This is a genomic window from Nonomuraea sp. NPDC050790, assembly GCF_044456745.1.
Lineage (GTDB): Bacteria > Actinomycetota > Actinomycetes > Streptosporangiales > Streptosporangiaceae > Nonomuraea.
The window spans coordinates 64,773-88,725 of the sequence record NZ_JBITGF010000018.1; the positions used below are offsets into that span (position 1 = coordinate 64,773).

At 72.0% G+C, this 23,953-nt stretch carries 21 protein-coding genes and 1 pseudogene; 3 read left to right on the forward strand and 19 right to left on the reverse strand.

What is annotated here, in order from left to right; genetic code table 11:
• Positions 1-230: 230 nt before the first annotated feature.
• The 9 genes and pseudogenes from ruvC to ACIBEJ_RS50370 all read right to left on the reverse strand — a co-directional run.
• A pseudogene (ruvC, locus tag ACIBEJ_RS50330) lies at positions 231-734 on the reverse strand (crossover junction endodeoxyribonuclease RuvC); the annotation flags it as partial.
• 109 nt (positions 735-843) lie between these two features.
• Positions 844-1,995: an enhanced intracellular survival protein Eis gene (gene eis, locus ACIBEJ_RS50335; RefSeq protein ID WP_397190167.1), complete on the reverse strand. Its 1,152-nt coding sequence runs from the start codon at positions 1,993-1,995 to the stop codon at positions 844-846.
• Positions 1,982-3,565, reverse strand: a complete 1,584-nt coding sequence (locus ACIBEJ_RS50340; protein WP_397190168.1) for a hypothetical protein — start codon at positions 3,563-3,565, stop codon at positions 1,982-1,984. The genes eis and ACIBEJ_RS50340 overlap by 14 nt, the downstream gene beginning before the upstream one ends.
• Before the next feature lie 18 nt (positions 3,566-3,583).
• Positions 3,584-4,336: a YebC/PmpR family DNA-binding transcriptional regulator gene (locus ACIBEJ_RS50345; protein WP_397190169.1), complete on the reverse strand. Its 753-nt coding sequence runs from the start codon at positions 4,334-4,336 to the stop codon at positions 3,584-3,586.
• 3 nt (positions 4,337-4,339) lie between these two features.
• Positions 4,340-4,960: a pyridoxal 5'-phosphate synthase glutaminase subunit PdxT gene (gene pdxT / locus ACIBEJ_RS50350; RefSeq protein ID WP_397190233.1), complete on the reverse strand. Its 621-nt coding sequence runs from the start codon at positions 4,958-4,960 to the stop codon at positions 4,340-4,342.
• Between the two features lie 30 nt (positions 4,961-4,990).
• Entirely contained in the window at positions 4,991-5,779 is a 789-nt protein-coding gene (locus ACIBEJ_RS50355; RefSeq protein WP_397190170.1) for an endonuclease/exonuclease/phosphatase family protein, read from the reverse strand.
• Between the two features lie 5 nt (positions 5,780-5,784).
• A complete protein-coding gene (locus tag ACIBEJ_RS50360) occupies positions 5,785-6,984 on the reverse strand; it encodes an MFS transporter (protein ID WP_397190171.1) in 1,200 nt (399 codons plus the stop codon).
• Between the two features lie 18 nt (positions 6,985-7,002).
• Positions 7,003-7,419: a MarR family winged helix-turn-helix transcriptional regulator gene (locus tag ACIBEJ_RS50365; RefSeq protein WP_397190172.1), complete on the reverse strand. Its 417-nt coding sequence runs from the start codon at positions 7,417-7,419 to the stop codon at positions 7,003-7,005.
• Positions 7,420-7,515: 96 nt separating this feature from the next.
• Positions 7,516-9,165, reverse strand: a complete 1,650-nt coding sequence (locus tag ACIBEJ_RS50370) for an alkaline phosphatase D family protein (protein ID WP_397190173.1) — start codon at positions 9,163-9,165, stop codon at positions 7,516-7,518.
• Between the two features lie 202 nt (positions 9,166-9,367).
• Between ACIBEJ_RS50370 and ACIBEJ_RS50375 the strand changes: the two genes are divergently transcribed.
• Both ACIBEJ_RS50375 and ACIBEJ_RS50380 read left to right on the forward strand, forming a co-directional pair.
• The gene (locus ACIBEJ_RS50375; RefSeq protein ID WP_397190174.1) at positions 9,368-10,039 is read left to right on the forward strand and encodes a methyltransferase; all 672 of its coding nucleotides are present in this window, start codon (positions 9,368-9,370) and stop codon (positions 10,037-10,039) included.
• Positions 10,036-10,179, forward strand: a complete 144-nt coding sequence (locus ACIBEJ_RS50380; protein WP_397190175.1) for a hypothetical protein — start codon at positions 10,036-10,038, stop codon at positions 10,177-10,179. Before ACIBEJ_RS50375 ends, ACIBEJ_RS50380 begins: the two co-directional genes overlap by 4 nt.
• A 6-nt stretch (positions 10,180-10,185) precedes the next feature.
• On the opposite strand, the gene ACIBEJ_RS50385 is transcribed toward ACIBEJ_RS50380, so the two are convergent.
• From ACIBEJ_RS50385 to ACIBEJ_RS50400, 4 genes are all read right to left on the reverse strand, one after another.
• The gene (locus ACIBEJ_RS50385; protein ID WP_397190176.1) at positions 10,186-11,940 is read right to left on the reverse strand and encodes a PP2C family protein-serine/threonine phosphatase; all 1,755 of its coding nucleotides are present in this window, start codon (positions 11,938-11,940) and stop codon (positions 10,186-10,188) included.
• Between the two features lie 56 nt (positions 11,941-11,996).
• Positions 11,997-13,781: a flavin-containing monooxygenase gene (locus tag ACIBEJ_RS50390; protein WP_397190177.1), complete on the reverse strand. Its 1,785-nt coding sequence runs from the start codon at positions 13,779-13,781 to the stop codon at positions 11,997-11,999.
• A 42-nt stretch (positions 13,782-13,823) separates the two neighbouring features.
• Entirely contained in the window at positions 13,824-15,209 is a 1,386-nt protein-coding gene (locus ACIBEJ_RS50395; protein WP_397190178.1) for a basic amino acid/polyamine antiporter, read from the reverse strand.
• Between the two features lie 93 nt (positions 15,210-15,302).
• Entirely contained in the window at positions 15,303-16,937 is a 1,635-nt protein-coding gene (locus ACIBEJ_RS50400) for a serine/threonine-protein kinase (RefSeq protein WP_397190179.1), read from the reverse strand.
• Positions 16,938-17,071: 134 nt separating this feature from the next.
• Here ACIBEJ_RS50400 and ACIBEJ_RS50405 point away from each other — a divergent pair, with 134 nt between their 5' ends.
• A complete protein-coding gene (locus ACIBEJ_RS50405; RefSeq protein WP_397190180.1) occupies positions 17,072-18,409 on the forward strand; it encodes a hypothetical protein in 1,338 nt (445 codons plus the stop codon).
• Between the two features lie 47 nt (positions 18,410-18,456).
• On the opposite strand, the gene pdxS is transcribed toward ACIBEJ_RS50405, so the two are convergent.
• From pdxS to pgsA, 6 genes are all read right to left on the reverse strand, one after another.
• Positions 18,457-19,365, reverse strand: coding sequence for a pyridoxal 5'-phosphate synthase lyase subunit PdxS (pdxS, locus tag ACIBEJ_RS50410; protein WP_397190181.1), 909 nt, complete (start codon positions 19,363-19,365; stop codon positions 18,457-18,459).
• Positions 19,366-19,531: 166 nt separating this feature from the next.
• The gene (locus ACIBEJ_RS50415) at positions 19,532-20,545 is read right to left on the reverse strand and encodes a DUF3048 domain-containing protein (RefSeq protein ID WP_397190182.1); all 1,014 of its coding nucleotides are present in this window, start codon (positions 20,543-20,545) and stop codon (positions 19,532-19,534) included.
• Between the two features lie 64 nt (positions 20,546-20,609).
• Positions 20,610-21,152, reverse strand: coding sequence for a hypothetical protein (locus tag ACIBEJ_RS50420; RefSeq protein WP_397190183.1), 543 nt, complete (start codon positions 21,150-21,152; stop codon positions 20,610-20,612).
• Complete coding sequence (locus ACIBEJ_RS50425; RefSeq protein ID WP_397190184.1) at positions 21,149-22,255, reverse strand: glycosyltransferase family 4 protein; 1,107 nt, start codon at positions 22,253-22,255, stop codon at positions 21,149-21,151. Before ACIBEJ_RS50425 ends, ACIBEJ_RS50420 begins: the two co-directional genes overlap by 4 nt.
• Before the next feature lie 37 nt (positions 22,256-22,292).
• Positions 22,293-23,201 carry a phosphatidylinositol mannoside acyltransferase gene (locus ACIBEJ_RS50430; protein ID WP_397190185.1) on the reverse strand — a complete coding sequence of 303 codons (909 nt, stop codon included), beginning with the start codon at positions 23,199-23,201 and terminating at the stop codon, positions 22,293-22,295.
• The gene (pgsA, locus tag ACIBEJ_RS50435; RefSeq protein WP_397190186.1) at positions 23,198-23,815 is read right to left on the reverse strand and encodes a phosphatidylinositol phosphate synthase; all 618 of its coding nucleotides are present in this window, start codon (positions 23,813-23,815) and stop codon (positions 23,198-23,200) included. The genes ACIBEJ_RS50430 and pgsA overlap by 4 nt, the downstream gene beginning before the upstream one ends.
• Between the last annotated feature and the right edge of the window lie 138 nt (positions 23,816-23,953).

A 23,953-nucleotide genomic window follows, 5' to 3' on the forward strand; every position in this document is an offset into this window, starting at 1 on the left:
GTGCCTGTGGGGGCCGGAGGCGGAGCACTGGTGGGCGTGCCCGTGGGAGCCGGTGGCAGGGCGCTGGCGGGTGTGCCCGAGGGGGCCGGAGGCGGGGCGGTCGCGTGTGTGCCCGAGGGGGCCGGAGGCGGGGCGCTGGTGGGTGTGCCCGGGGTGGGCGAAGGCGGGGTGGGGGTGCGGCGGGGCTGGGTGGGGATGCCGGGCTGGGGGCGGCGGCGGTGGGATTGGGCCTTGGCCACCGCCTGCGCGAGGCGTTGCTGGTTGCCGCCGCGCCACACGTGGCAGATGGCCAGGGCGAGCGCGTCCGCGGCGTCGGCGGGCCTGGGCATCTCGGACAGGCGCAGCAGCCGCGTCACCATGGCGCCGATCTGCTTCTTGTCGGCCGTGCCGCTGCCGGTGATGGCGGCCTTGACCTCGGACGGGGTGTGCAGCGCCACGGGCAGGCCGCGCCGCGCGGCGCACAGGACGGCGATGCCCGCCGCCTGCGCCGTGCCCATCACGGTCCGCACGTTGTGCTGGCTGAAGACGCGCTCGACCGCCACCGCGTCGGGGCGGACGTCGTCGAGCCACCGCTCGATGCCCTCCTCGATGCCGACCAGGCGGGTGCCGAGGTCGTCGTCGGGCGAGGTGCGCACCACTCCCACCGCCACCAGGGAGAGCGCGGCGCCCGGCCGTCCCTCGACGGCCCCGAGGCCGCACCTGGTCAACCCGGGATCGACGCCCATCACCCGCACCCGCAGCCCCCTCAACCGCCGAACACCTGTTCGGCACGGAACTCTACCCCTGTTCCCCCGCCCGCGCACCGGGAACACGCGCGGGCGGCGGGGGTGCTGGGCGATACGTCTAGAAGTAGTCCAGCATGTACGGCCGGCCCGCGAACACCGAGTCCAGGGTGTCGTCCGCGTCGTCAGGCCCGGTCATGAGCCCGGCCCGGCGCAGCGTGGCCGTGGGGACGCCGGTGTACAGGGCGGCCATGCCGCCGGCCGTCAGGTGGGGGCCGGGGGCGGTGGGGGCGGCGGTAGCCGTACCGGATCCCGAGGAGACCTCCAGGCGCCACGCGCCCGAGTTGCCGGGGCGCTGGGGGTCGGTGACGTGCACGACGGCGGAGGCGGACAGCGCGGCCGGGTAGCCGCGGCGGGCCACGGCGGCGGGCAGGTCGATGAGGCGCTGCATCCAGCGGACCTGCTTGACCGTCTCCTTGGCGCGCTCGCCCACGAGCCACAGCACGGGGTCGTCGGGGGCGACGGCGGCGGTGACGTGGGCGGCGATGGAGGAGGAACTGCCGATGAGCGACCACAGCGCGCGGCCGGTCTCGGCGGAGGCGGCGACCACGGCGTCGACCTCGATGCCGCCCTCCGACCAGCGGTAGACGGCGTAGCCGTCGTCGGCCAGGTAGAGGAAGTCGTCCTCCTCGGCCAGCCAGACGCGCCAGGTGCGCTCGTCCCACGTGATGGGGCCGCTGGCGCGCGAGGCGGCGTGGGCGCGGCCGAGGACGGACAGGAGTTCGGGGGCGTCGTCGGGGCCCATGCGGCGCAGCTTGACCTGCCCGGAGTGGCGGATGCGGCGCAGGGCCTCGGTGGGCAGGGTGACGAGGTTCTGGGCGCCGGCGTGCTCGTAGCCGAGCGAGCGGTAGATGGGGGTGGTGGCGGGATAGAGGGCGGAGACGGCGTCGCCCAGCGCGGCGGCCCGGTCGATCAGGGCGGTCATGAGGAGCGTGCCCACGCCGCGGCCCCGGTCCTCGGGGTTGACGGTGACGCCGGCGACCCCGGCCATCGGCTGCGGCCGTCCGTGCCACCACTGGGTGAAGGGGCGGATGCGGCCGGCGGCCGACAGCCGTTCGCCGTCGAAGACGCCCAGGTAGCGGCCCTCGGCCATGACCGGCGGCATGGCCTTGAGCCACTGCTCGCGCTCGCCCGGCGACAGCAGGCCGAAGGAGCGCTTGCGGATGTCGAGGACGGCGTCGAGGTCGTCCAGGGTCAGCTCACGTGTGTCCACCGGACAAACCTATGCGTTCCTGGCCCATGGTGATCGCCAGCCGGTCGAGGTAGAGGAATTGCGCGGCGACGACGGCGACCAGGGCGAGCAGCATGACGGGCAGCGGCGTGGTGACGGCGACGTCCACGCCGGCGCCGCGGTAGGAGGCGAGGCTCTGGCTCAGCAGGACGGTGGCGGGCGCGTCGGCGGCCCGCGGCGAGACCATAAGGGGCCACAGGCCGTCCTGGGCGTTGACGAGCGTGACGGCTCCGGTGAGGACTCCGGCCATGAGCAGCGAGGGCAGCACGACGCCGCGCAGGAATCCGGCCCGCGCGCGTTCGGCCAGGCCGCGGCAGAGCAGCGTGAGCACGACGAGGGCGGGCACGCTGACGAGCATGGGCGGCAGGAGGGCCGGGAACGTGCCCATGAGGCCGAGGTCGCGGACGTAGGTCCAGGTCGCCAGCGCGGTCGGGCCGACCCCTGCCAGCGCCCACGGCGCGAACGGCACCAGCAGCCACTCGCTGTGGCGTCCCAGCGGGCGCAGGCCGCCGATGCCCAGCGCGGCCGCGTACGCGACGCCCACGGACACCAGCGCTCCGGCGAGGGCGGGCAGCCAGGTCCGCACGTGGGTCCCCAGGGTCACGGGCAGCGCCTCCTCCGCCCCGCCCAGCGCGGCCAGCCACGGCCAGGCCAGCACCACCCCGGCGGCGGTCACGGCGGTCAGGGCGAGCACGCCCGCCAGCGGCATCGTCCGCCCGCGGACGCCGGGCGACAGGTGCAGGCGCATCCCGCCCAGCACCACGAGCAGCACCGCGGCGAGGCCGAGCCCGCCGAGCAGCAGCCCGGTCAGCGTCGCCGCCGCCGTGGCCGGGCCCAGCCGCCCCGCCGCCAGCCCCTCGAAGACCATGTACGCGCCCAGCGTCCGCGTCCCCTCGGGCCCGCCCCGCGACAGGGCCGAGCTGAACGTGAACGCCTGCAGCCCGGCGGCGAGCAGGCAGAGCACGACCAGGGCGGCCACGGCGAGCATCGAGACCGTCACCGTGCCGCCGCGCAACGCGGGCAGGAAGGCCAGGGTCGAAAGCGCGCACACCACGCCGAACGTCATCGCGCCGACGAGGAGCGGGAACGTCAGCGGCGCCCCCTCCGCCATCCCGCGGACCAGCGTGTCAAGGCCCGTGGCGTCGGGGCGCAGCCCATGCGTCCAGGAGGCCACGACCGCGATCGGGGAGAAGGTGATGACCGCGAGCGAGAGCACGACCGCCCCGGTACGCCGCACCACGGTGCCGCCGAGGTCCAGGGCGAGCGCCAGCAGGGGCGCCACCAGCACGGCGACCAGGATCGGGATCACGGTCACGAGCAGCGAGAAGACCACCGCCCGCCAGAACCCCTCGCCGCCGAGCACGGTGAGGTAATTGGCCAGGCCGACGAACTCGTCGGTGCGCCGTGAGATCAGGCGGCTCGTCCGCAGGCTCATCCAGACGGTGTGGACGCTCGGCACGACCAGGCAGGCCACCGCCGCGAGCACGGCGGGCGCCAGGAGTAACCAGCCGAGCGCGGCGGGCGGACGCGTGACGGGAGGGGCCGGGATCATGGCCCACCACCCTAGGGGTCAGGCGTCGAGCTTCTCCATGATCTCGTCGGAGACGTCGAAGTTGGCGAAGACGTTCTGCACGTCGTCGCTGTCCTCCAGCGCGTCGATGAGGCGGAAGACCTTGCGCGCGCCGTCCTCGTCGAGCTGCACGCTCATGGTCGGCAGGAACCCGGACTCGGCCGAGTCGTAGTCGATGCCCGCCTCCTGCAGCGCCTTGCGCACCGGGACCAGGTCGCCGGCCTCGGAGACGACCTCGAAGGACTCGCCCAGGTCGTTGACCTCCTCGGCGCCCGCGTCGAGGACCGCGGTCAGCACGTCGTCCTCGTCGAGCCCGTTCTTGGGGACGATCACGACGCCCTTGCGGTTGAACATGTACGACACCGAGCCGGGGTCGGCCAGCGAGCCGCCGTTGCGGGTCAGCGCGACGCGCACCTCGGAGGCGGCGCGGTTGCGGTTGTCGGTGAGGCACTCGATGAGCACCGCGACGCCACCGGGCGCGTAGCCCTCGTACATGATGGTCTGCCAGTCGGCGCCGCCGGCCTCCAGGCCGCCGCCGCGCTTGCGGGCCCGCTCGATGTTGTCGTTGGGCACCGAGTTCTTCTTCGCCTTGAAGATGGCGTCGAAGAGGGTGGGGTTGGCGTCCGGGTCAGGTCCGCCGGTCCGGGCCGCCACCTCGATGTTCTTGATGAGCTTCGCGAAAAGCTTGCCCCGCTTGGCGTCGAGCGCGGCCTTCTTGTGTTTCGTCGTAGCCCATTTGGAGTGGCCGGACATCAGCTAATGATCCCTCACTGTGTTTACCAGGTTCACGAAGTATTGATGCACGCGAACATCTCCAGTCAGCTCGGGGTGGAACGATGTCGCGAGCAGAGGCCCTTGGCGGACCGCGACGATCCTATCCCCCGGCGGCGCGGTAGCCAGCACTTCGACCTTCGAACCCACCGATTCCACCCACGGCGCGCGGATGAACACGGCGTGGACGGGACTGCCGGCGAAGGTCAGGTCGGCCTCGAAGGAGTCGACCTGGCGGCCGAAGGCGTTGCGCCGCACGACCATGTCGAGGCCGCCGATGGTCTGCTGGCCCTCGACGCCGTCCTCGATCCGGTCGGCCAGCATGATCATGCCCGCGCAGGAGCCGTAGGCGGGCAGACCCTCCTTGATCCGCAGGCGCAGGGGTTCGAGCATCTCGAAGATCTCGGCCAGCTTCCACATCGTCGTGGACTCGCCGCCGGGGATCACGAGCCCGTCGACCGCCTCGAGTTCCGCGGGACGGCGCACGGGGATGGCGCGGGCGCCGGCCGCCTCCAGCATCGCGACGTGTTCGCGCACGTCTCCCTGGAGGGCGAGTACACCGATCGTGGGCACGCTGGTCCTTCCGTCATGGTCCGGGGTTCGCATCATTCAACACCACGACGGCCCGCCGTCTTCCTACAGGGCGGCGCGCAGATGCAGCGGCTGGTGGTCGGAGACCTTGGTGCGGGTGTCGACGCGGCAGCCGAGCACCCGTGTCGTGAACAGGTAGTCGAGTTTCTTGGCCCGCATGGTCGGCCGCCGCCGCGGGTCGCACTCCTGGTGGCGCGCGTAGACGGGGGCGAGCGCGCGGCTGTGCGGCCGCAGGTTGAGGTCGCCGCCGAAGACGGGCGTGCGGCCGGGTGTCGCGAGCGCGAACAGCTCGCGCACCTGTTTCGTCCGGTACGGCGCGCCGGGCTCCCGGTCGTCGTAGGGCAGCCCTACGGACAGGTGGCTGGTGCAGGCGCGCACCCTCGGCAGGTCGGCGCAGAGCGCGGCCCGCCGTACCGACCAGGGCGGCGAGCTCAGCGCGTGTGCGTGGAAGGCGGCTCGGCCGGCGACGGCGACGGTGACGCTCTGGGCGCCGCGCGGGCGGCCGAGCAGGTCGGGGTGGCAGGCGTACGGCGTGCCGCGCTGGGAGACCAGCCCCCACGAGCGCACGGTCCAGGCGCGGCCGGTGGCGTTCTCCAGCCAGCCTTCGAGCGCCGCGTCCGCGCCGGTGCAGAACTCCTGGAGGAACAGCACGTCGGTGCCGCGGCCCGCTTGGGCGCCGACGGCGCGGGCGATCTCCGGGGCGGTGCGGCGGTACAGGGAGCAGGAGGGGTTCGTGCCCGCGCAGACGTTCCACGTCATGACCGAGATCTCCGGGCGGGCGGCGACGGCGGGGCTGAGCGCCAGTCCCGCCGCCAGGATGGCGTGTCCGAGCATGCCCGCTATGCAACCACGGCGTCCTCCAGGGCGTGGTCGGTGTCGACGCGCCGCAGGGCGGTCAGGTGGTGACGCCTGCCGTACAGGATGGCCATGCCCACCAGGCAGCAGGCGGCGCCGACGACGTACGGCACCGCGATCCCGAGTTCCTCGCCCATCTTGGTGGCCAGGAAGGGGGCCAGCGCGCCGCCCATCCAGCGCACGAAGTTGTAGCCGGCCGAGGCGACCGGGCGGGGCGCGTCGGAGACCTCCATGGCCGACTCGGTGAAGACGGTGTTGCTCAGCCCGATCGGGATGCCGGAAAGGACGGTGAACACGATGACGCCCGCGTGCCCGGACAGCGCGATGCCGAGCTGGCACAGGGCGAGCAGGGCCAGCGCCAGGTGCAGGACGTTGACGGAGCCGAGCCGGCGCTGCAGCGGCGGCGCGCCGAACACCGAGGCCAGCGCCACGAGCACGCCCCAGCCGAAGAAGACGGCGCCGATGCCGTAGGGCGACATGTGCAGGATGAACGGGGTGAACGCCAGCACGGTGAAGAAGGCGAAGTTGTAGAACAGCGCGGTGAAGGCGGTCGTGGACAGGCCGCCGTGCGCCAGGGCCCTGATGGGGGCGCTGAGCCGGGTCGGGATCTCGGGCTTGGGCGTGTTCCTCAGCAGGGTGGCGATGAGGACGAAGCCGACGGCCATGAGCGTGGCGGTGCCGAAGAAGGGCGCCCGCCAGTTCCAGTCGCCGAGCAGCGCTCCGGCCAGCGGGCCGAGGGAGATGCCGAGGCCGAGCGCCGCCTCGTACAGGATGATCGCGGCCTCGGCGCCGCCGCTGGCCGCGCCGACGATGACGGCCAGCGCGGTGGCGACGAACAGCGCGTTGCCGAGGCCCCATCCCGCGCGGAAGCCGATCAGCTCGCCCACGCTGCCGGAGGTCCCGGCCAGCGCGGCGAAGACGACGACCAGTGCGAGGCCGGCCATCAGCGTTCGTTTGCCGCCGATCCGGCTGGAGACCCAGCCGGTGACGAGCATCGCCACGGCGGTAACCAGGAAGTAGCTGGTGAACAGCAGGGAAACCTGGCTGGGGCCGGCGTTCAGCCCCTGGGCGATGGAGGGCAGGATCGGATCGACGAGCCCGATGCCCATGAAGGCGACGACCGCGGCGAACGCGGTGGCCCAGACGGACATCGGCTGGCGCAGGATGCCGCCACCGGATGACATGACTCTCCTTCGTGCGTCTCAGCCGAGCTTGGCCAGCACCGGGAGCGCCGCCGCGAGGGCGGCGCGCTCGTCCGGCGTGAGCGCGGCCAGTTCGTGGGCGAGGTGCGCGATCCTGGCGCGCTGTACGGCCAGCAGCCGCGTGCGGCCCTCGCCGGTCAGCTCGACCGTCCTGACCCTGGCGTCGGCGGGGTCGCCGCCCCTGGCCACCAGCCCGGCCTCTTCGAGCCGGTTGATCTGGACCGTCATGGTCGGGAGCTGGACGGCGTGCTCCTCGGCCAGCTCGGTCATGCGGCGCGGCCCGTGCTTGAGCGAGCCGAGCACGGCGTACTGCTGGCTGGTGACGGGCTGGCCGGCGACGGTACGGCGCAGCAGCAGCACCACGTGCCGCAGGACCACCGACAGTTGCTCGGCCAGCGTCTCGGAATCGTCCCTCATACTTAGCCAGACTAACTTAGTTGAGCTAAGTATCCAACCGGAGGAAGCCGGACGCCCCGGCCCCCTTGCGGCTTGGGGGGCCGGGGCGTCCGACGGCTAGGGGCGCTCGGTCTCGAGGCGGACGGTCTCCTCGACGGTCATCTCGCCCAGCGCCTTGAGCGCGGGGTCGACCGGGCGCAGGTAGGTCTGCTTCACGCCGGGGACGCGGTCCTCGATGACGAAGGTGGCCTTGGTGTGGACGCCCGAGCCCGGCGTCTGCACCCGCGGCACCACGCGGAAGTCCGCGGTCATGAGGTCGCGCTCGATCTTGGTCAGCACGTAGCCGCGCTGGTTGTTGTAGAACTTCAGGTGCGGGTTGATCTTCAGGAACGGGTGCGTCTGCGGGTCGGAGTCACTGCCGTCGCCGCCGGTGCTGATGGAGGTGGCCACCAGCTCGGAGCCGACCGACGGGCCCGTCGGGTCGTCGTAGTTCAGCTTCAGGTCGCTGGCCCAGTGCGCGTGCACGTCGCCGGTGAGCACGACGGGGTTGCGCACCTTGGCGTCGAGCCAGCCCTGGGTGATGCGCTGGCGCGAGGCCACGTAGCCGTCCCAGGCGTCCTGCGAGGTGATCTTCTGGGGTCCGGCGTTGTTGTCGCGCTGGGCGAAGAAGACCTGCTGGCCGAGGATGTCCCACTGGGCGCGGGAGTGGCGGAAGCCGTCCAGCAGCCAGGCCTCCTGCGGGGCGCCGGTGATCGAGCGGGCCGGGTCGACGGCGGCCGGGCAGTCGCGGTAGCCGTCGCCGCAGCCCTGGTCGTCGCGGTACTGCCGGGTGTCGAGCATGTGGAAGGTGGCCAGGCGGCCCCAGCGCACCCGCCGGTAGAGCTGCATGTCGATGCCGCGCGGCACCGAGCTGCGGCGCAGCGGCATGTTCTCGTAGTAAGCGCGGAAGGCGGCCTCGCGGCGCCGCAGGAAGTTCGGCTGCGGGATCTCGGGCTTCTCCGGGACCTCGTCGGCCCAGTTGTTGTCCAGCTCGTGGTCGTCCCACACCACCAGCCAGGGGGCGGCGGCATGGGCGGCCTGCAGGTCGGCGTCGGCCTTGTACTGCGCGTGGCGCTGGCGGTAGTTGGCCAGCGTCTCGGTCTCGGGGCCGTCGTGGTGGCGGATGTTGCCGCCGGGGATCACGTAGGTGTTCTTGGTGTACTCGTACTGGTAGTCGCCCAGGTGCAGGACCAGGTCGGGGTTCTCCTCGGCCAGGCGGCGGTAGCTGGTGAAGTAGCCGTGCTCGTACTGGGCGCAGGAGACGAAGGCCATCGACAGGGCGCCGCCGTACTGGAAGGGGTGGGGGGCGGTGCGGGCGCGGCCGAGCGGGGAGACGTGGCGGCCGACCTTGAAGCGGTACCAGTACTCGCGGCCGGGGGCGAGGCCGGCGACCTCGACGTGCACGCTGTGGCCCCACTCGGGGACGGCGCGGGTGACGCCCGCGCGCACGGTGCGCCTGGCGCGCTCGTCGGCGTAGATCTGCCACTGGACGGTGACCGGGCGCGCGGGCATGCCGCCCATGCCGTCCTCGGCCATGGGGGTGACGGCGAGCCTGGTCCAGATGACGAAGCCCTGATGGTCGGGGTCGCCGCTGGCGACGCCGAGCGTGAAGGGGTTGGCGGCCGGTTCCCTGCCGCGGGTGGCGGCCTCGGCGGCGGTGGGCAGCCCGGCGGCGGCTCCCGCGGCCAGGCCGGTGACGAGGAAGTGGCGGCGGTTGAGGTTGCGCACGGGGGTGGCTCCCTGTCGATCAAGGGTGAGGGACGCCCGTAGCCTGACTGAGGTGCATGACTGACGGGTGAACGCCACCTAACACGAAAAAGACGACATCCAGCGGGAAGTCATCTCTTTCGGCATATCTTGCATGGGTGAGCACGGATTTGCGCTAAAAGGGATCATCTACGGCGAGATCTCCCTCGCTACCGTGGTTCTCATGTCCATGGAGACCGCCGTTTACGGCCTGGTGGCCACTCCCGCGCTCCACCTGGCCATCCGCCACGACCTGTCGGGCCACCTGCTCGACCACGGCCCGTCCACCGCCGCGCAGGTGGCCGCCGCCCGCCGCCTCGACGCCGACGCCGTCGAGCGCGTCCTGCTGGTGCTGGCCGCCTTCGGCCTGCTCACCCGCGACGCCGCCGGCCGGTTCCTGGTCGTACCGGACGCGCGGCCGTACCTGACCAAGGGCGGGCCGGACTACGTTGGCGGCTTCGTCGAGCACCTCATGACCGAGACGCTCGCCCGGCTGCCCGCCCTGGACGACCACCTGCGCGAGGGCAGGAAGGCGGCCGGCGCCTACGCCGGGTTCTACCGCGACGAGCGGGCCACCCGCGACTTCGTGAGCGCGATGTGGGGCCTCAGCTTCGGCGTCTCCCACGAGCTGGCCGAGCTGCTCGACCTGTCGGGCCACCGGCGCCTGGTGGACGTGGGCGGCGCCAACGGGCCCTTCTCCGTGGCCGCGCTGCGGCGCGCGCCCGCCCTCACCGCGACCGTCTTCGACCTCGAACAGGTGCGGCCACCCCTGGAGGAGTCCCGCCGCCGCCACGGCCTGGAGAGCCGCCTGGACTTCACCGCGGGCGGACCGGTCCCGTCGCCACGGCCGTCATGAACCTGGTCATGTTCATGGAGACCGACGGCAGGCACCGGACCCCGTCGAAGTTCGCGGCCCTGCTGACGGCCGCCGGCTTCCACGACCCAGAGGTACGGCAGGGCACCAGGGACAAGCACCTGGTCATCGGCCACCGGTAGGTCCGTTCACCGGATCCGCAGCGCCAGCAGGCAGACGTCGTCGTGGGTGTCGAGCCCGATGCGGTCCAGGACGCAGGCGATGGCCTCCTCCGGGTCGTCGCGCGGGCAGTCGTCGGCCGCCTCCAGCAGCGCCTTCAGCCCGGCGTCGAGGTCCTTGTCGCGCCGCTCGACGACGCCGTCGGTGTAGAGGAACAGCATGTCGCCCGCGTGGAGCTGGGTGGTGGTCAGCTCGTAGGCGACCGACTCCAGCGCGCCGAGCATCAGGCCGGGCGGCGGCTCAAGCAGCGCGGCCATGCCGTCGCGCACCAGCAGCGGCGGCAGGTGTCCTGCGCTGGTCCAGGTCAGGAGCCTGCTGCCGGGGTCGAAGTGGCCGATGACGGCGGTGCCCGTCGCGGTCACGGTCTCGCTGTTGTGGTAGATGAGGTCGTTCAGCCAGGTGGCGAGCTGGGCGGCGTCGGCCTTGGTGTAGGCGAGCCCGGCCAGGCCGAAGCGCATCTGCGCCATCAGCCCGACGGCGGCCAGGCCGTGGCCCATGGCGTCGCCGATGGCCACCAGGACCCGGTCGTCGGGCAGGCGCCTGGCCTTGAACCAGTCGCCGCCGAGCCTGACCACGTCCTCGGCGGGCAGGTAGCGCATGGCGACGCGGACGCCGGGCAGGTCGAGGGCGCCGCGCCGGCCGGGCTGGATGGCGTCCTGGAGCCGGTGGGCGACGCGCTGCTCCTCCTCGGCCCGGCGGCGCTGCGTGATCGCCTGCGCGTGGGCCGCCGACAGGGCGCGCTCGCGCCGCCGTCCGCGGGTGATGTCCTGGACGAGCATCCTGACCAGCACCGGGGTGCCGGTGTCGTCGAGGACGGGCTCGCTGACCGTGCGCACCTGCCGTACGCCGTAGCGCTGCCTGATCCTGAACTCGGCGTCGGCCGCCTCGCCATGGACGAGCAGGGTGGACATCAGCTCGTCCACCAGCGCCATGTCGGCGTCGGCGACGGCGCCCGGCAGTTCCTCCAGCGGCATCGGGCCGTCGGCGGGGTCGCGGCCGAAGATCCCGTAGAGCTGGGCGGTCCAGTAGGTGCGGCCGGTGGCCAGCGTCCACTCGGCCCAGCCGAGCTCGGCCTCGCGCTGGGCGCGGTCCCACCGGCTGATCAGCCGCTCGTCCTCGTCGAGCGCGCGCCAGCTCGCCAGGACGCCCTCGTGCAGAGGTACGGCCCGCACGGTCAGCGAGGCCGGCCAGAGCTGGCGGTCGCGGACCTCCACGTACTCGACCGGGTCGAGCTTGACCGGGCGGCCTTCGAGCAGCACCCGGAAGTACGCCTCCAGCAGCCCGGACTTCACCACCCCCGGGCAGGCCTGGAGCAGGCGCTCGCCGGTGAGTTCGATGGCGCCGCGGCCGGTGACGTCGCGGACCTGCTCGTTGACCGCGGCGATCACGAAGTCGACCGGCCGGTCGTCGTCGTCGGTGACCGGCACCAGGTAGGCGGCCGAGACGTGCAGGGCCTGAAGGACCGCGAACACCCACCCGGGCACCGGCGGCCGCGTCGGCGGCGGCGGCGCGGGCTCGATCGTGGCGGCCAGGTCGAGCAGCTCCATGCCGGAGAGCCCGGCGAGCCGGCTGAGGTGGCGCACCGCCTCCTCGGGGCGGATGTTCTCGCGCACGGCCATGCGGCTGACGGCCTCGTCGAGGATGGCCTCGCGGCGCATGCGGGCGCGCAGCGCGTTCAGCCGTTCCCTGATCCTGGCCGTGACGTCGTCGCTCTCCCGGCTCACACGGGGTGAGCTGCCCGGCGGCAGGTAAAGGTACCGGCGTTCGGGTAAAGATCCGGCTATGTGAAGTCGAGTCCGGCGAAGTCGCCTGCCGTACGCCATTGGTTGAGATAGGCGAAATAGGCGGAGGGGCCGAGCGGGTAGCCGACGCTGAGCCAGCCGTTCTTGCCCGGGTCCTGTCCCTCGTTGTTGTAGTAGCCGGGGGTGCAGTCGGCGCCGCCCAGCAGCGAGCCGGCGCCGGACATCAGCAGGTCCATCCACGCGTCCTCGGCCGCCCTGCTCGCCTCCACCCGGGTGAAGCCGCCGTCGAGGGCGTGCTTGACGATCATCGCGATGGTCAGGCCGGACTCGGTCAGGTTGTGCGGGATGTTCGAGATGAGGTTGGCGCCCTGGGTCGGCTGGACGACGAAGGCGTTGGGGAAGCCGTGGACGTGGGTGCCGTGCAGCGTGCGCATCCCCTCCTCCCAGTACGCCGACAGCCTGACCCCGTCCCGCCCGGCCACGTCGTAGCCGGCCCGCCGCGTGTAGCCGGTGCCCACCTCGAAGCCGGAGGCGTAGATGACGCAGTCGACCTCGTACTCCCGTCCCGCGGCCACGACGCCCGTCTCGGTGATCCGCTCGACTCCCCTGCCGTCGGTGTCGACCAGGTGGACGCCGGGCAGGTTGAACGCCTGGAGGTAGGCGTCGTGGAAGCACGGCCGCTTGCACAGTTGCCGGTACCACGCCTTGAGCCGCCCGGCGGTCGCGGCGTCGCGCACCACGGCGTCGACGCGGGCGCGGATCTCCTCCATCTTCTCGAAGTCGGAGTCCTCGAACGCCTCCAGCATCCGCTCGGCCGTCCGCTCGCCCTCGGGCAGGGCGGCGATCCTTTCGCGCACGCGGCGGGCGATGTCGGTCCAGCCGTCCATGACCAGGTCCTCCTCGGCGCCGCCGCCGGCCTGGTTGGCGGTGAAGTTCTCCAGCCAGCGCCGCTGCCAGCCGGGCGTGGCGATCCCGGCGAACCACTCGGGGTCGGTCGGCCGGTTGTCGCGTACGTCGACCGAGGAGGGCGTGCGCTGGAAGACGTACAGTTCGGCGCAGGCCCGCGCGAGGTGCGGCACGCACTGCACCGCGGTCGCGCCGGTGCCGATGATCGCCACCCGCCTGCCGGCCAGCCCGTCCATGGGCGCGCCCGCCGGGTCGCCGCCGGTGTAGTCGTAGTCCCAGCGACTGGTGTGGAAGGAGTGGCCGCCGAAGGCGTCGATGCCGGGGATGCCGGGCAGCTTGGGCACGTGCAGCGGCCCGATGCCCATGGCCACGAAGCGGGCGGTGAAGCGGTCGCCGCGGTCGGTGGCGACGGTCCAGAGCGCGCGCTCGTCGTCCCATTCCAGGCCGGTGACCTCGGTGTGGAAGAGCGCGTGGTCGTAGAGGCCGTAGTGCTTGCCGATGCGGCGGCAGTGCTCCAGGATCTCCGGCGCGTGGGCGTACTTCTCCGTCGGCATGTGGCCCAGCTCTTCGAGCAGCGGCATGTAGACGAAGGAGGCGGTGTCGCACTGGGCTCCCGGGTAGCGGTTCCAGTACCACGTGCCGCCGAAGTCGCCGCCCTTCTCCACGATCCTGACGTCGGCCACGCCCGCCTCCCTCAGCCGCGCCCCGGTGACCAGCCCGGCGAACCCGCCGCCGACGAAGGCCACGGTGACGTGGTCGTCCTTCGGCTCCCTCGGGGCCCTGGGCGTGTACGGGTCGTCGGCGTAGGAGGCGAAGCGACCGGTCAGGCGCAGGTACTGGTCGTTGCCGTCGGGGCGCAGGCGCTTGTCGCGTTCCTGGCGGTATCGGGCGCGGAGGGCGGGCTTGTCGACGGTCATGAAATCAGAATGACATTCTGGAATCTTGTTCTTCAATGCCCGTCAGATGGTGATCCCGCCCGTCGCCAGGCCGACGACGCCGACCACCGCGCCCACGGCGACCAGGACGAACAACGCCAGCTCCGGCAGCGTGAACGCGCGCCTGCCCCGCTCGCGCCTGGTCATGACGAACAGGATCGTGCCGGGGGCGTAGATGATGCAGGACAGCAGCAGGAACTCCAGCCCCGCCGCGAAGATCAGGAAGGCGGTGTAGACGACGGCGAGGGCCGCGACCGTCACCTGCCCCGCGGTGCCGCGCAGCTTGAGCGCGTAGCCCGCGGCCAGCAGGTACGGCACCAGCGACAGCGAGCTGCACAGCTTCAGCGTGAACGTGAACGCGTCGTCCGACCACAGGGTGACCGCCAGCACCGCCGTGACCAGGATGCCGGTCATGACCAGGGCGTTCACCGGGGCGCCCTGCCGGTTCTCGCGCCGCAGGAAGCGCGGCATGTCGTCGTCCCCGGCCGCCACGAACAGCACCTCGGCCGCCATCAGCGTCCAGGCCAGGTACGCGCCGAGCACCGAAACGATCAGGCCGACGCTGATGAACACCGAGCCCCACGGGCCCACGACCGACTCCATCACCCCGGCCATCGACGGCTGGCGGACCTCGGCCAGCTCGCCCTGGGGCAGCACGCCGTACGAGAAGATCGACACCGCGGCGAACAGCGCGAGCACGCTGAGGAAGCCGAGCACGGTGGCGCGTCCGACGTCCTCGCGGCGGCGCGCGTACCGCGAGTAGACGCTGGCGCCCTCCACGCCGAGGAAGACGAAGACGGTCACCAGCATCGTGGCCCTGACCTGGTCGAACAGGCTACCCATGTCCCCGCGGAAGTTCGCCGAGAACGTGCCCGACTTCAGGGCGATCGCGACGATCACGATGAACAGCACGATCGGCACGAGCTTGGCGACGGTGACGATCCTGTTGATCGCGGCCGCCTCGCGCACCCCGCGCACGATCATGAAGTGGAACGCCCACACGCCCAGCGCGCTGATGATCACGGCCAGGATCGTGTCGCCCTCGCCGAAGCCCGGCAGGACCGCGCCCAGCGTGGACTTGATCAGCACCCAGTAGGAGACGTTGCCCACGCAGGCGCTGGCCCAGTAGCCGAACGCCGACAGGAACCCGGGGAACTCACCGAACCCGGCCTTGGCGTAGGCGTAGACGCCCGCGTTCAGCTCCGGCTTGCGTACGGCCAGCGCCTGGAAGACGAAGGCCAGCATGAGCATGCCGACCCCGGCCACCGCCCACGCGATCAACGCCCCCAGCACCCCGGTGGCCTGCGCGAAGTTGCGCGGCAGCGAGAAGACGCCGGCGCCGACCATCGACCCGACCACCATCGCGGTCAGCGTCGGCAGCGACAACTTCTGGGCCGTCTCCTGCGCCATCGCCCACCCCCGTCCACCTCAGGGGGTCATTCCTTGGCGAGCGCCCGGATACTCCGGTTGAATTGCGATCTTTGCCCAACCTTGCCGGGCGGCTCAGGGGGCGAACGTGAGCGCGAGGTAGTCGTACTCGCCCTCGCCCGCCCGTTTGAACGCCTTGTCGCCGTTCAGGTCGATGAAGGCGGCCAGGTAGAGCGTCCCGGTGAAGTCGGCCAGCGGCGTGTCGGCGCCGTCGCGGAAGACCTTGGCGACGAACACCTTGTCCTGGGTGGCCGACTGCGCGGCGACCCGGTTGCCGACCAGGTGGTTGTGCCCGTCGTTGTCGTTCAGGTACAGGGTGCCCGAGCCGTACTCGTAGTCGGCGACGCCGGTGCCGGGACGGAAGCACGGATGGCTGTCGACCTTGGCCCCGTCCTTGATGGAGAAGACCGACTTGCCGGTCCACGCGCAGATCTGCAGCGCCCGCCCCTCGGGCAGCTTGGGGAAGCGCAGCTCGAATGGCGCCACCTTGAGCCGGGCCGAGGTCACCGGGGAGTCGAGGTCGTCGAGCGACAGGGCCGCCGGCTTGCCGTCCTGCCAGATCTCCATGCCGAGCCGGGGCGAGCGGGTCACGTCGCCGACCGGGGCGGCGGTGTCCTGGCCGGCGCTGGGACTCGGGCTGGAACTCGTGACCGGTGTGCCGCTCGTGGTCACCCGGGTGCCGGTGCCGTCCGGCCTGGTCGCGACGTAGACCGCCGTCGCCGAGCCCAGCACGAGCGCGGCCGCCACCGCCGCGCCCACCGTCACGCGGGCCGCCCTGTTGCCCGGCCGGGTCTGCGTGGAGGGCCGCGGCGGCAGCGAGTGCGGCCCGTGCACCGGCCTGGGCGGCGGCGGGCCGCCCGCGATCGGCTGGGCGAAGGCCGGTGGCGGTGGCAGCGTCCCGCCGGGAACCTGCTCCATCAGCCCGAGCAGCACCTGCCTGGCCGACGGCCGCCGCGCCGGGTCCTTGTCCAGGCACGCGGCCACGTACCCGCGCAGCCGACCGTCCAGCCGGCCCAGGTCCGGCGGGGCGTTGAGGATCCGGTTGATGACGACGGGCAGCGTCTCGTCGCCGAACGGCGGGCGGCCGTTGGCCGCGTACGCGATCGTGCACGCCCACGCGAACAGGTCCATCGGCGGTCCGGCCGGGTGCCCGGACAACTGCTCGGGCGCCATGTAGGCAGGGGTGCCGACGGCGGAGCTGACGGTGGCGGAGGTGGCGTCCATGGGCCGGGCGATGCCGAAGTCGATGACCCTCGGGCCGTCGGCGGCCAGCAGTACGTTGCCCGGCTTGAAGTCGCGGTGCACGACGCCCGCGGCGTGGATGGCGCCGAGCGCGGTGGCGGTCGCGACGGCCAGCCGGTCGAGCTCGGGCCCCGCCAGGACCCCCCGCTGCCTGATCACCTCCTGCAGGGACGGGCCGTCGACGAACTCGCTGATCACGTACGGCGGGTCCGCGTCGGGATCGGCGGCCAGGACGCGGGCCGTGCAGAACGAGGCCACCCGGCGCAGGGCGCTCAGCTCGCGATGGAGGTAGCGCCTGGCCTCGCCGTCCTCGGCGAAACGGGCGTGCAGCACCTTGACCGCGGCGGGCGAGCCGTCCGGTGCATCGCCGAGGTAGACCGTTCCCTGGCCGCCCTCGCCCAGCCTGCCGCGCAGCGTGTAGCCGTGCACTTCCCGGGGGTCGGATGGGCGAAGCGGACGTACCTGCATCAAGCATCCTCAAGATCTCGGTGGCCGCACCACCCCCGACGATACTGGCTGTACGGCCTTGTCCGGATAATTCGCAGCGCGTTCCTAACCGCCCGCCCTGTCGCCGATCGTCGTGCTGACGAAAGGAGCACGACGTGCTGGCAACTGGCCGTACATCACGGTGGGCCGCGGGGATCGCCGCGGCACTGGCACTGGTTCTGGCGTTTCCCACCGGCGCGCTGGCGGCGCCGGGCGATCTCGGCTTCGTCCGGACGATCTCCTACAACGTGCCGGGAGCCGTGCACATCGGCCCGGTCAACCCGCTCGACTGGGCGTCGGCGGCGACGACGCGGCCCAACGGCGACACGGTCTACGTCGTGGCCGGCGGAGACGGAGGGTCGGGCACCGCCGTACCGGCGATCTCGTCCTTCCGCCGGGCCGCCGACGACACGCTGACCCTGAGCGGCTGCATGGGCGAGCTCACGGGCTGCCGCCCCACGAGCGTGGCGGACCTGTACGCCGCCAGCGCCGTGGTGGCCGCCGGCTCCCACGTCTACGTCGCCACGCCGTCGGAGGTGGCCGCGTTCCGCACGACGGCGAGCGGCGGACTCGACACCGACTTCTGCGTCTGGGACCCCGGCTGCGGCGGCGTCGCGGCCCTGCCCGGACTGGCCTCCTGGTCCACCTCCGACCACGCGCTGACCACGAGCGCCGACGGCCGCGACCTGTACCTCTACGCCTCGGGCTCCGGCCGGGGCGCGGTCTACCACCTGCGCCGCGACGGCGGCACCGGCCGCCTGGCCTTCCACGGCTGCATCGGTGAGGCGATGCCCGGCTGCACGCCGATCGGCCGCACGGGCGTCCTGACGTCCTCGGGCGACGCCGTGCTCAGCGCCGACGGGCGCAGCCTCTACGTCGTGGCCAGGAACCCCGGCTCGGTCACGCACTTCCGCCGCGACCTCGCCACCGGCTCACTGGCCGAGGTGGGGTGCATCTCCGAGACGGGCACCGGCGGCTGCAACGTGCCCGCCACCCACGGCCTCTACCGCGTCACCCGCGGCGCGATCACCCCGGCCGGCGACAGCCTCTACGTGGCGGGCGCGGGCGGCGTCACCCACCTGCGCCGCAACACCGTCAACGGGGACCTCGCCTACCACGGCTGCATCGGGTACGCCACCGGGTGCCGGGGTGACGGCCCGCGCGGGACGTACGTGGACGTGGTGGTCTCCCCCGACGGCGCCGGCGTCTACGGCAGCGCCCAGGGCCCGTCGTTCGCCTGGGGCGCGGCCACGCACCTGCGCCGCTCGCCCAACGGCGACCTCACCTACGCGGGGTGCGCCGGAGAGGGCCTGCCCGCCCTGTGCAGGGAGATCGGGCCGACAGGAGTCATGAACCACGCCGGGCCGCTCCTCGCCCCCGGCTCACGCGTGCTCTACAGCCTGGGCGTGCACTGGCGCGGGGCCTTGACCCAGTTCGCGCGCCAGGTCTCGTAGGCACGGCGCGGCCCCGCCCCATCCGGGGGCGGGGCCGCGGCGACGCTCTACCAGCCGCGCTCGGCCAGGCGGTGCGGCTGCGGGATCTCGTCCACGTTGATGCCCACCATGGCCTCGCCCAGCCCGCGCGAGACCTTGGCCACGACGTCGGGGTCGTCGAAGAAGGTGGTGGCCTTGACGATGGCGGCGGCGCGCTTGGCCGGGTCGCCGGACTTGAAGATGCCCGAGCCCACGAAGACGCCCTCGGCGCCGAGTTGCATCATCATGGCGGCGTCGGCGGGGGTCGCGATGCCGCCGGCGGTGAAGAGCACGACGGGCAGCTTGCCGGTCTTGGCGACCTCGGCCACCAGCTCGTAGGGGGCCTGCAACTCCTTGGCCGCCACGTACAGCTCGTCCTCGGGCAGCGTGGTCAGGCGCTTGATCTCGCCCCGGATGGTGCGCATGTGGGTGACGGCGTTGGAGACGTCGCCGGTGCCGGCCTCGCCCTTGGAGCGGATCATGGCCGCGCCCTCGGTGATGCGCCGCATGGCCTCGCCGAGGTTGGTGGCGCCGCAGACGAAGGGCACCGTGAAGCGGAACTTGTCGATGTGGTTGGCGTAGTCGGCCGGGGTCAGGACCTCGGACTCGTCGACGTAGTCCACCCCGAGCGCCTGCAGGAGCTGCGCCTCGACGAAGTGGCCGATGCGGGCCTTGGCCATCACGGGGATCGAGACCGCGCTGATGATCCCCTCGATCATGTCGGGGTCGCTCATCCGGGAGACGCCGCCCTGGGCGCGGATGTCGGCGGGCACGCGCTCAAGGGCCATGACGGCGACGGCGCCGGCGTCCTCAGCGATCTTCGCCTGCTCGGGGGTGACGACGTCCATGATGACGCCGCCCTTGAGCATCTCGGCCATCCCACGCTTGACGCGGGCGGTTCCGGTGACGGCAGTGGTTTCTGGCGTGCTGCTGGACACGGTCTTCCTCACGGGCTCTGTCGGCTGGTTGCGCCCGGGCGCACCCGCCTGGGCGAACGGTAAGCTATCAAGCCCATCGTAGGTCCTGGAGCACCCCTCCCCCGACATGCCAGCATGTCAGGATTTATCTGCTCTTTTGTACGGCCCGCCCAATCGTCGGCAGGCGTCAGGGGATGACGGGCTTGCGGCTGGCGAGCGCGACCCACACCTGTCCCGGCGCGAAGTTCATCGGCTCGCCCTCCGGAGTGGTGAACGTCGTGCCCGACTCCTCCGATTCCCGCTCCCACTTCGCCTTGTACGCCTTGCCGTCCCGCAGCACGATCGCCGAGCCCTTGCCGGTGGTGTGCACGAGCGGCGTATAGCTCTGGTTCTTGTCGTGGAACTGCGACCGGACCGTCTTGGTGTACTGGATCACGATGGTCGGCGCGCTGAGCTGCCCGCCCTCGGCCGCCATGTCCTTCTTGCCGTCCTGCCAGATCATCCACTGCTTCTTGGCCTCGGACCAGTTGAAGGTGAAGCGCGCCGCGGGCCAGCGCACCGTCCACGACTTCTTGTCCACGCCGCCCTCGGCCGGGGCGTCGCCGAAGGTGAAGCCGATGTCCTTGGCCTTGGACGCCTTGGGCGCGGCCGACAGCAGCTTCTTGGTGTTGGCGAACAGGTTGTAGGGGGCGAAGCGGCCGGGCTGGCGGAAGTAGGCGCCGGCGTTCCTGCTGTCGCCGACGTCGTAGAGCGAGGCCTCGGCGATGAGCGGCAGCATCTTGGTCTGCGCGCCGGAGTAGGCGAAGGCGGGCTTGCCGAACTGCGGCGCGATGTGCAGGTCGGAGACGCGGGCGCTGCGCACCGGGCCCACCTTGGCCGGGATCTTCGAGGAGAAGATGGCCATGAGCCGGGTCAGCCCCGCCTCGACCTGCTCCACGTAGACGATGTCCGCGCTCTTCAGGCCCATCTGCGGCTTTCCGGCCGCGGTGTTCTCGATCTTCACCGCGAGTACGGGCTTGCGCGCCTCGTCGGGCAGCCCGGTGAACGGGTGGCCCGGCCCGGCGTCCGGGGTCTGGCTGGGCGTGGCCGTGGCGGCCTGCGGCGCCGCGGGCGGGGCGGGCTTTTCCGACGAGCACGCCGCGACCGGCAGCAGGACCGCCGTTCCCGCCAGCGTCACGGTGATCATCCGCGGTAGCCGCACCTGTCCACTCCTCCGCCTTCAGCTCCTAGAACGGACGAAGCTTACCGGCGATGAACAAATTCGGTCATTCAGTTGCCATACTCTTCGGCGGATCATCATCAATCTCGAAAAATCGGGGAAAATCGGTGTGACCGGCGAGGCGCAGGGTCTTGGCCAGCCAGCGCTGCTGTGCCGTACGTGTGACACCGACCGCGTTGTTGTGGAAGCGGCGCGAGTAGACCACCTTGGCCACCGCCGCGTCGAGGTCCTCCAGCAGGTCCGCCCCGCCCGGGGCCTCGGCCAGCTTCTCCCGGAAGCGGTCCTGGTCCACCACCGCGCGGATCGTGCGCGACAGGTCACTCTCGGCCCGCTCCCGCTCCTCGGGACCGGCGATCCTGGCCTCCTGCGCCGAGGTGGCCAGCATGAGCGAGGTGGCCGGGTCCAGGATGCGTGAGCCGGCCATGAGCAGCACCGCCGAGCGGCGCTGCTGCAGCGCCGCGTCCAGCGCCTCCCCGGCCAGCTCCAGCCGGATGTGCAGGCGGTCCAGGCGGCCGGCCCGCCAGGAGATGTAGACGGCCGTGAGCACCACGACGATGCCCACGACCAGGATGATCACCGTGGAGGTCACGACGCGTCCTCCTCCACCCGGCCGGCGCCGCCCGCCGTCACGGTCTCGTACACCCGCACCACGTCCCGCGCCACCGTCGACCAGTCGTACTTGCGCACCGCCACCAGCGCCTCCGCGGCCAGCTTGGCCCGCCGTTCCGGCGCCGCCAGCAGCGCCCGCGCCTCTTCGGCCAGCGAGGCGGGGTCGCCGTTCCTGAACAGCGCGCCCGCCTGCCCCTCGCCCAGCACCCGGCGGAAGGCCGGGATGTCGCTGGCCAGCACCGTCGCCCCCGAGGCCATGGCCTCGGCCAGCACGATGCCGAAGCTCTCGCCGCGCGTGTTCGGCGCGCAGAAGACGTCCACCGAGTGGTAGGCGCGGATCTTGTCCGCCTCGCTCACCATGCCCAGCACCGTCACCCGCTCACGCAGCTCCTTGGGCACCTTCACCTCGCCGGGGCCGGCGATGAGCAGCTTGGCCTCCGGGATCGACTTCAGCGCCTCCATCAGGATCGGCAGGCCCTTGCGCTCCTCGTCCACCCGGCCGAGGAAGCCGATCGTGGAACCGTCGGGGCCCCAGCCGTCCAGCGGCTCGGCCTCGGCGTAGCGCGCGACCGTCACGCCGTTGGGGATCAGGACCGTGTCGCCGCCGAACTGCTCCACCAGGCTCTTGCGCGCCGCGTCGGAGACCGCGATGCGCCCGTGGAGCTTCTCCAGCGCGCTGCGCAGCAACGGCTCGGCCACCGCGATCGCCCGCGAGCGGCTGAAGGAGGCGTGGAACGTCGCCACGATCGGCCCCTTGGCCGCCCAGCACGCCAGCACGCCGAGGCTCGGGATCAGCGGCTCGTGGATGTGCAGCACGTCGAACCCGCCGTCCCGCACCCACCTGCGCACCCGCGCCGCCGAGATGAACCCGAACGACATCCGCGCCACCGACCCGTTGTAGGGCACCGGGATCGCCCGGCCCGCCCCGGTCACGTACGGCGGCAGCTCGTCGTCGTCGGCGGCCGGCGCGATCACCGACACGTCGTGACCCTGCGCGATCAGCGCCTGGGCCAGGTCGTCGATGTGCTGCTTGACCCCGCCGGGCATGTCCCACGAGTAAGGACAGACGATGCCGACTTTCATGGCTCCCGTCACCCCTTCTCGTGTCCGGTCGCGGCTCTCATCGCGTCAGGTCCTCCAGCCACAACCGCTGCAGCATGTGCCAGTCCTCCGGGTGCTGCGCGATGCCCTTCTCGAACACGTCCGCCAGCCCCTGCGCGAGCGCCGCCACCTTCTCCTGGCGGGTGCCCTGCGCGGGCACCGGCACCTCGGGGTGGATGTCGATTCCCCAGTCGTCGCCGTCGAAGTAGACGATGGCGGGCAGCAGCGCGCAGCCGGTCTGCACGGCCAGCAGCGGCGGCCCGGCGGGCACCTTCGTGACGGCGCCGAAGAAGCGCACCTCGACGCCGCTCTTGGTCAGGTCGCGCTCGGCGGGCAGGCAGACGACCCCGCCCCGCCGTACCCGCGTCGCCAGGGTGCCGAAGTTGTGGCCGTCACCGCCCGTGAGCGGCAGCACCTCCATGCCCAGCCCCTCGCGGAAGGCCACGTAGCGGCGGAACAGCGACTCGGGCTTGAGGCGTTCCGCCACGGTCGTGAACGGGTGACCGACCCCGACCAGCCACGCGCCCGCCTGGTCCCAGTTGCCCATGTGCGGCAGCGCGAGCACCACGCCGCGCCCCGCGGCCACGTTGTCGTGGACGTGCTCGGCGCCGGTCACGTGGGTACGCCTGACCACCTCGGCACGGTCCATCGACGGCAGCCGGAAGATCTCGTGGAAGTAGCGGAAGTAGGAGCGCATGCCCGCCCGGGTGATCTCGCCCAGCTCCGCGCTGCCGACCGGCAGGCCGGTGACGCGGCTGAGGTTCGACTCCAGGCGGCGCACCGAGCGCCCGCGCCTGTGCCAGACCCGGTCGGCCATGAAGCGGAAGGCCGCCGCCGTCGGCTTCTGCGGCAGGTACGGCACCAGCGTCCACCCCGCGGCGAACCCGGCGGCGACCGCCTTGTCGGCGACGGACGTCTTCTCGCTCATGACACCCCCGTCTGTCGGTAGACGTGCACGACCCGCTGGACCACGGTGATCGCGCTGGCCACGGCCAGCACCCACATGCCGATCGCCAGTACGAAGGGGACGAACCAGAAGCACGCCGCCACCAGCCCGACGACCAGCCGCTCGGGCCGCTCCGCCAGGCCGACGTCGCACTCGATGCCGAGCCCCTCGGCCCGCGCCTTGGCATAGGACACCAGCACGCCCGCGATCACGTTGAACAACGTGACCGCGACCATGGTGATATCACCATTTATGGCGAAATAGAGCGTAAGCCCCCCGAAAATGGCCGCGTCGGCGACCCTGTCGAGCGTGGAGTCCAGGAAGGCGCCCCACTTGGTGCCGCCCGCGCCGCCCAGGCGCGCGACCACACCGTCGAGCAGGTCGAACAGTACGAAAACAGTGATCACGAGGGCGCCCGCGGTGAGCATGCCCATCGGGAAGAAGAACAGGGCCGACACCACGGTGCCGAGCGTGCCGATCGCGGTGACGGCGTCAGGGCCGATCCCGCGGCGGACGAGAGCCCTGCCCAGCGGGGTGAGGATCCGGGTCATGGCCGGGCGCAGGAGTTTGAGCATCGCGCTCCGATCGTAGGCCATAAGAGCCCACTGGACTTTCTTTGCCTCACCCCCCTTGTGATATTCGCCACAGGGGTATTTGGTGAACACACCGCGTCCATGCGGTTTCTGAACCCTTCCGCGCGGGCGCGGCGTTGGAACCCCCACCCAACGACGCGG

Coding starts and splice junctions, on each gene's coding strand:
- ACIBEJ_RS50340 (WP_397190168.1), bottom strand. CDS start 3,565: ATGATCCCGGCCCCTCCCGTCACGCGTCCGCCCGCCGCGCTCGGCTGG.
- ACIBEJ_RS50365 (WP_397190172.1), bottom strand. CDS start 7,419: ATGAGGGACGATTCCGAGACGCTGGCCGAGCAACTGTCGGTGGTCCTG.
- ACIBEJ_RS50345 (WP_397190169.1), bottom strand. CDS start 4,336: ATGTCCGGCCACTCCAAATGGGCTACGACGAAACACAAGAAGGCCGCG.
- ACIBEJ_RS50375 (WP_397190174.1), top strand. CDS start 9,368: ATGTCCATGGAGACCGCCGTTTACGGCCTGGTGGCCACTCCCGCGCTC.
- ACIBEJ_RS50360 (WP_397190171.1), bottom strand. CDS start 6,984: ATGTCATCCGGTGGCGGCATCCTGCGCCAGCCGATGTCCGTCTGGGCC.
- ACIBEJ_RS50390 (WP_397190177.1), bottom strand. CDS start 13,781: ATGACCGTCGACAAGCCCGCCCTCCGCGCCCGATACCGCCAGGAACGC.
- ACIBEJ_RS50395 (WP_397190178.1), bottom strand. CDS start 15,209: ATGGCGCAGGAGACGGCCCAGAAGTTGTCGCTGCCGACGCTGACCGCG.
- ACIBEJ_RS50400 (WP_397190179.1), bottom strand. CDS start 16,937: ATGCAGGTACGTCCGCTTCGCCCATCCGACCCCCGGGAAGTGCACGGC.
- pgsA (WP_397190186.1), bottom strand. CDS start 23,815: ATGGCCTACGATCGGAGCGCGATGCTCAAACTCCTGCGCCCGGCCATG.
- ACIBEJ_RS50425 (WP_397190184.1), bottom strand. CDS start 22,255: ATGAAAGTCGGCATCGTCTGTCCTTACTCGTGGGACATGCCCGGCGGG.
- ACIBEJ_RS50355 (WP_397190170.1), bottom strand. CDS start 5,779: ATGCTCGGACACGCCATCCTGGCGGCGGGACTGGCGCTCAGCCCCGCC.
- ACIBEJ_RS50380 (WP_397190175.1), top strand. CDS start 10,036: ATGAACCTGGTCATGTTCATGGAGACCGACGGCAGGCACCGGACCCCG.
- ACIBEJ_RS50430 (WP_397190185.1), bottom strand. CDS start 23,201: ATGAGCGAGAAGACGTCCGTCGCCGACAAGGCGGTCGCCGCCGGGTTC.
- pdxT (WP_397190233.1), bottom strand. CDS start 4,960: ATGCGAACCCCGGACCATGACGGAAGGACCAGCGTGCCCACGATCGGT.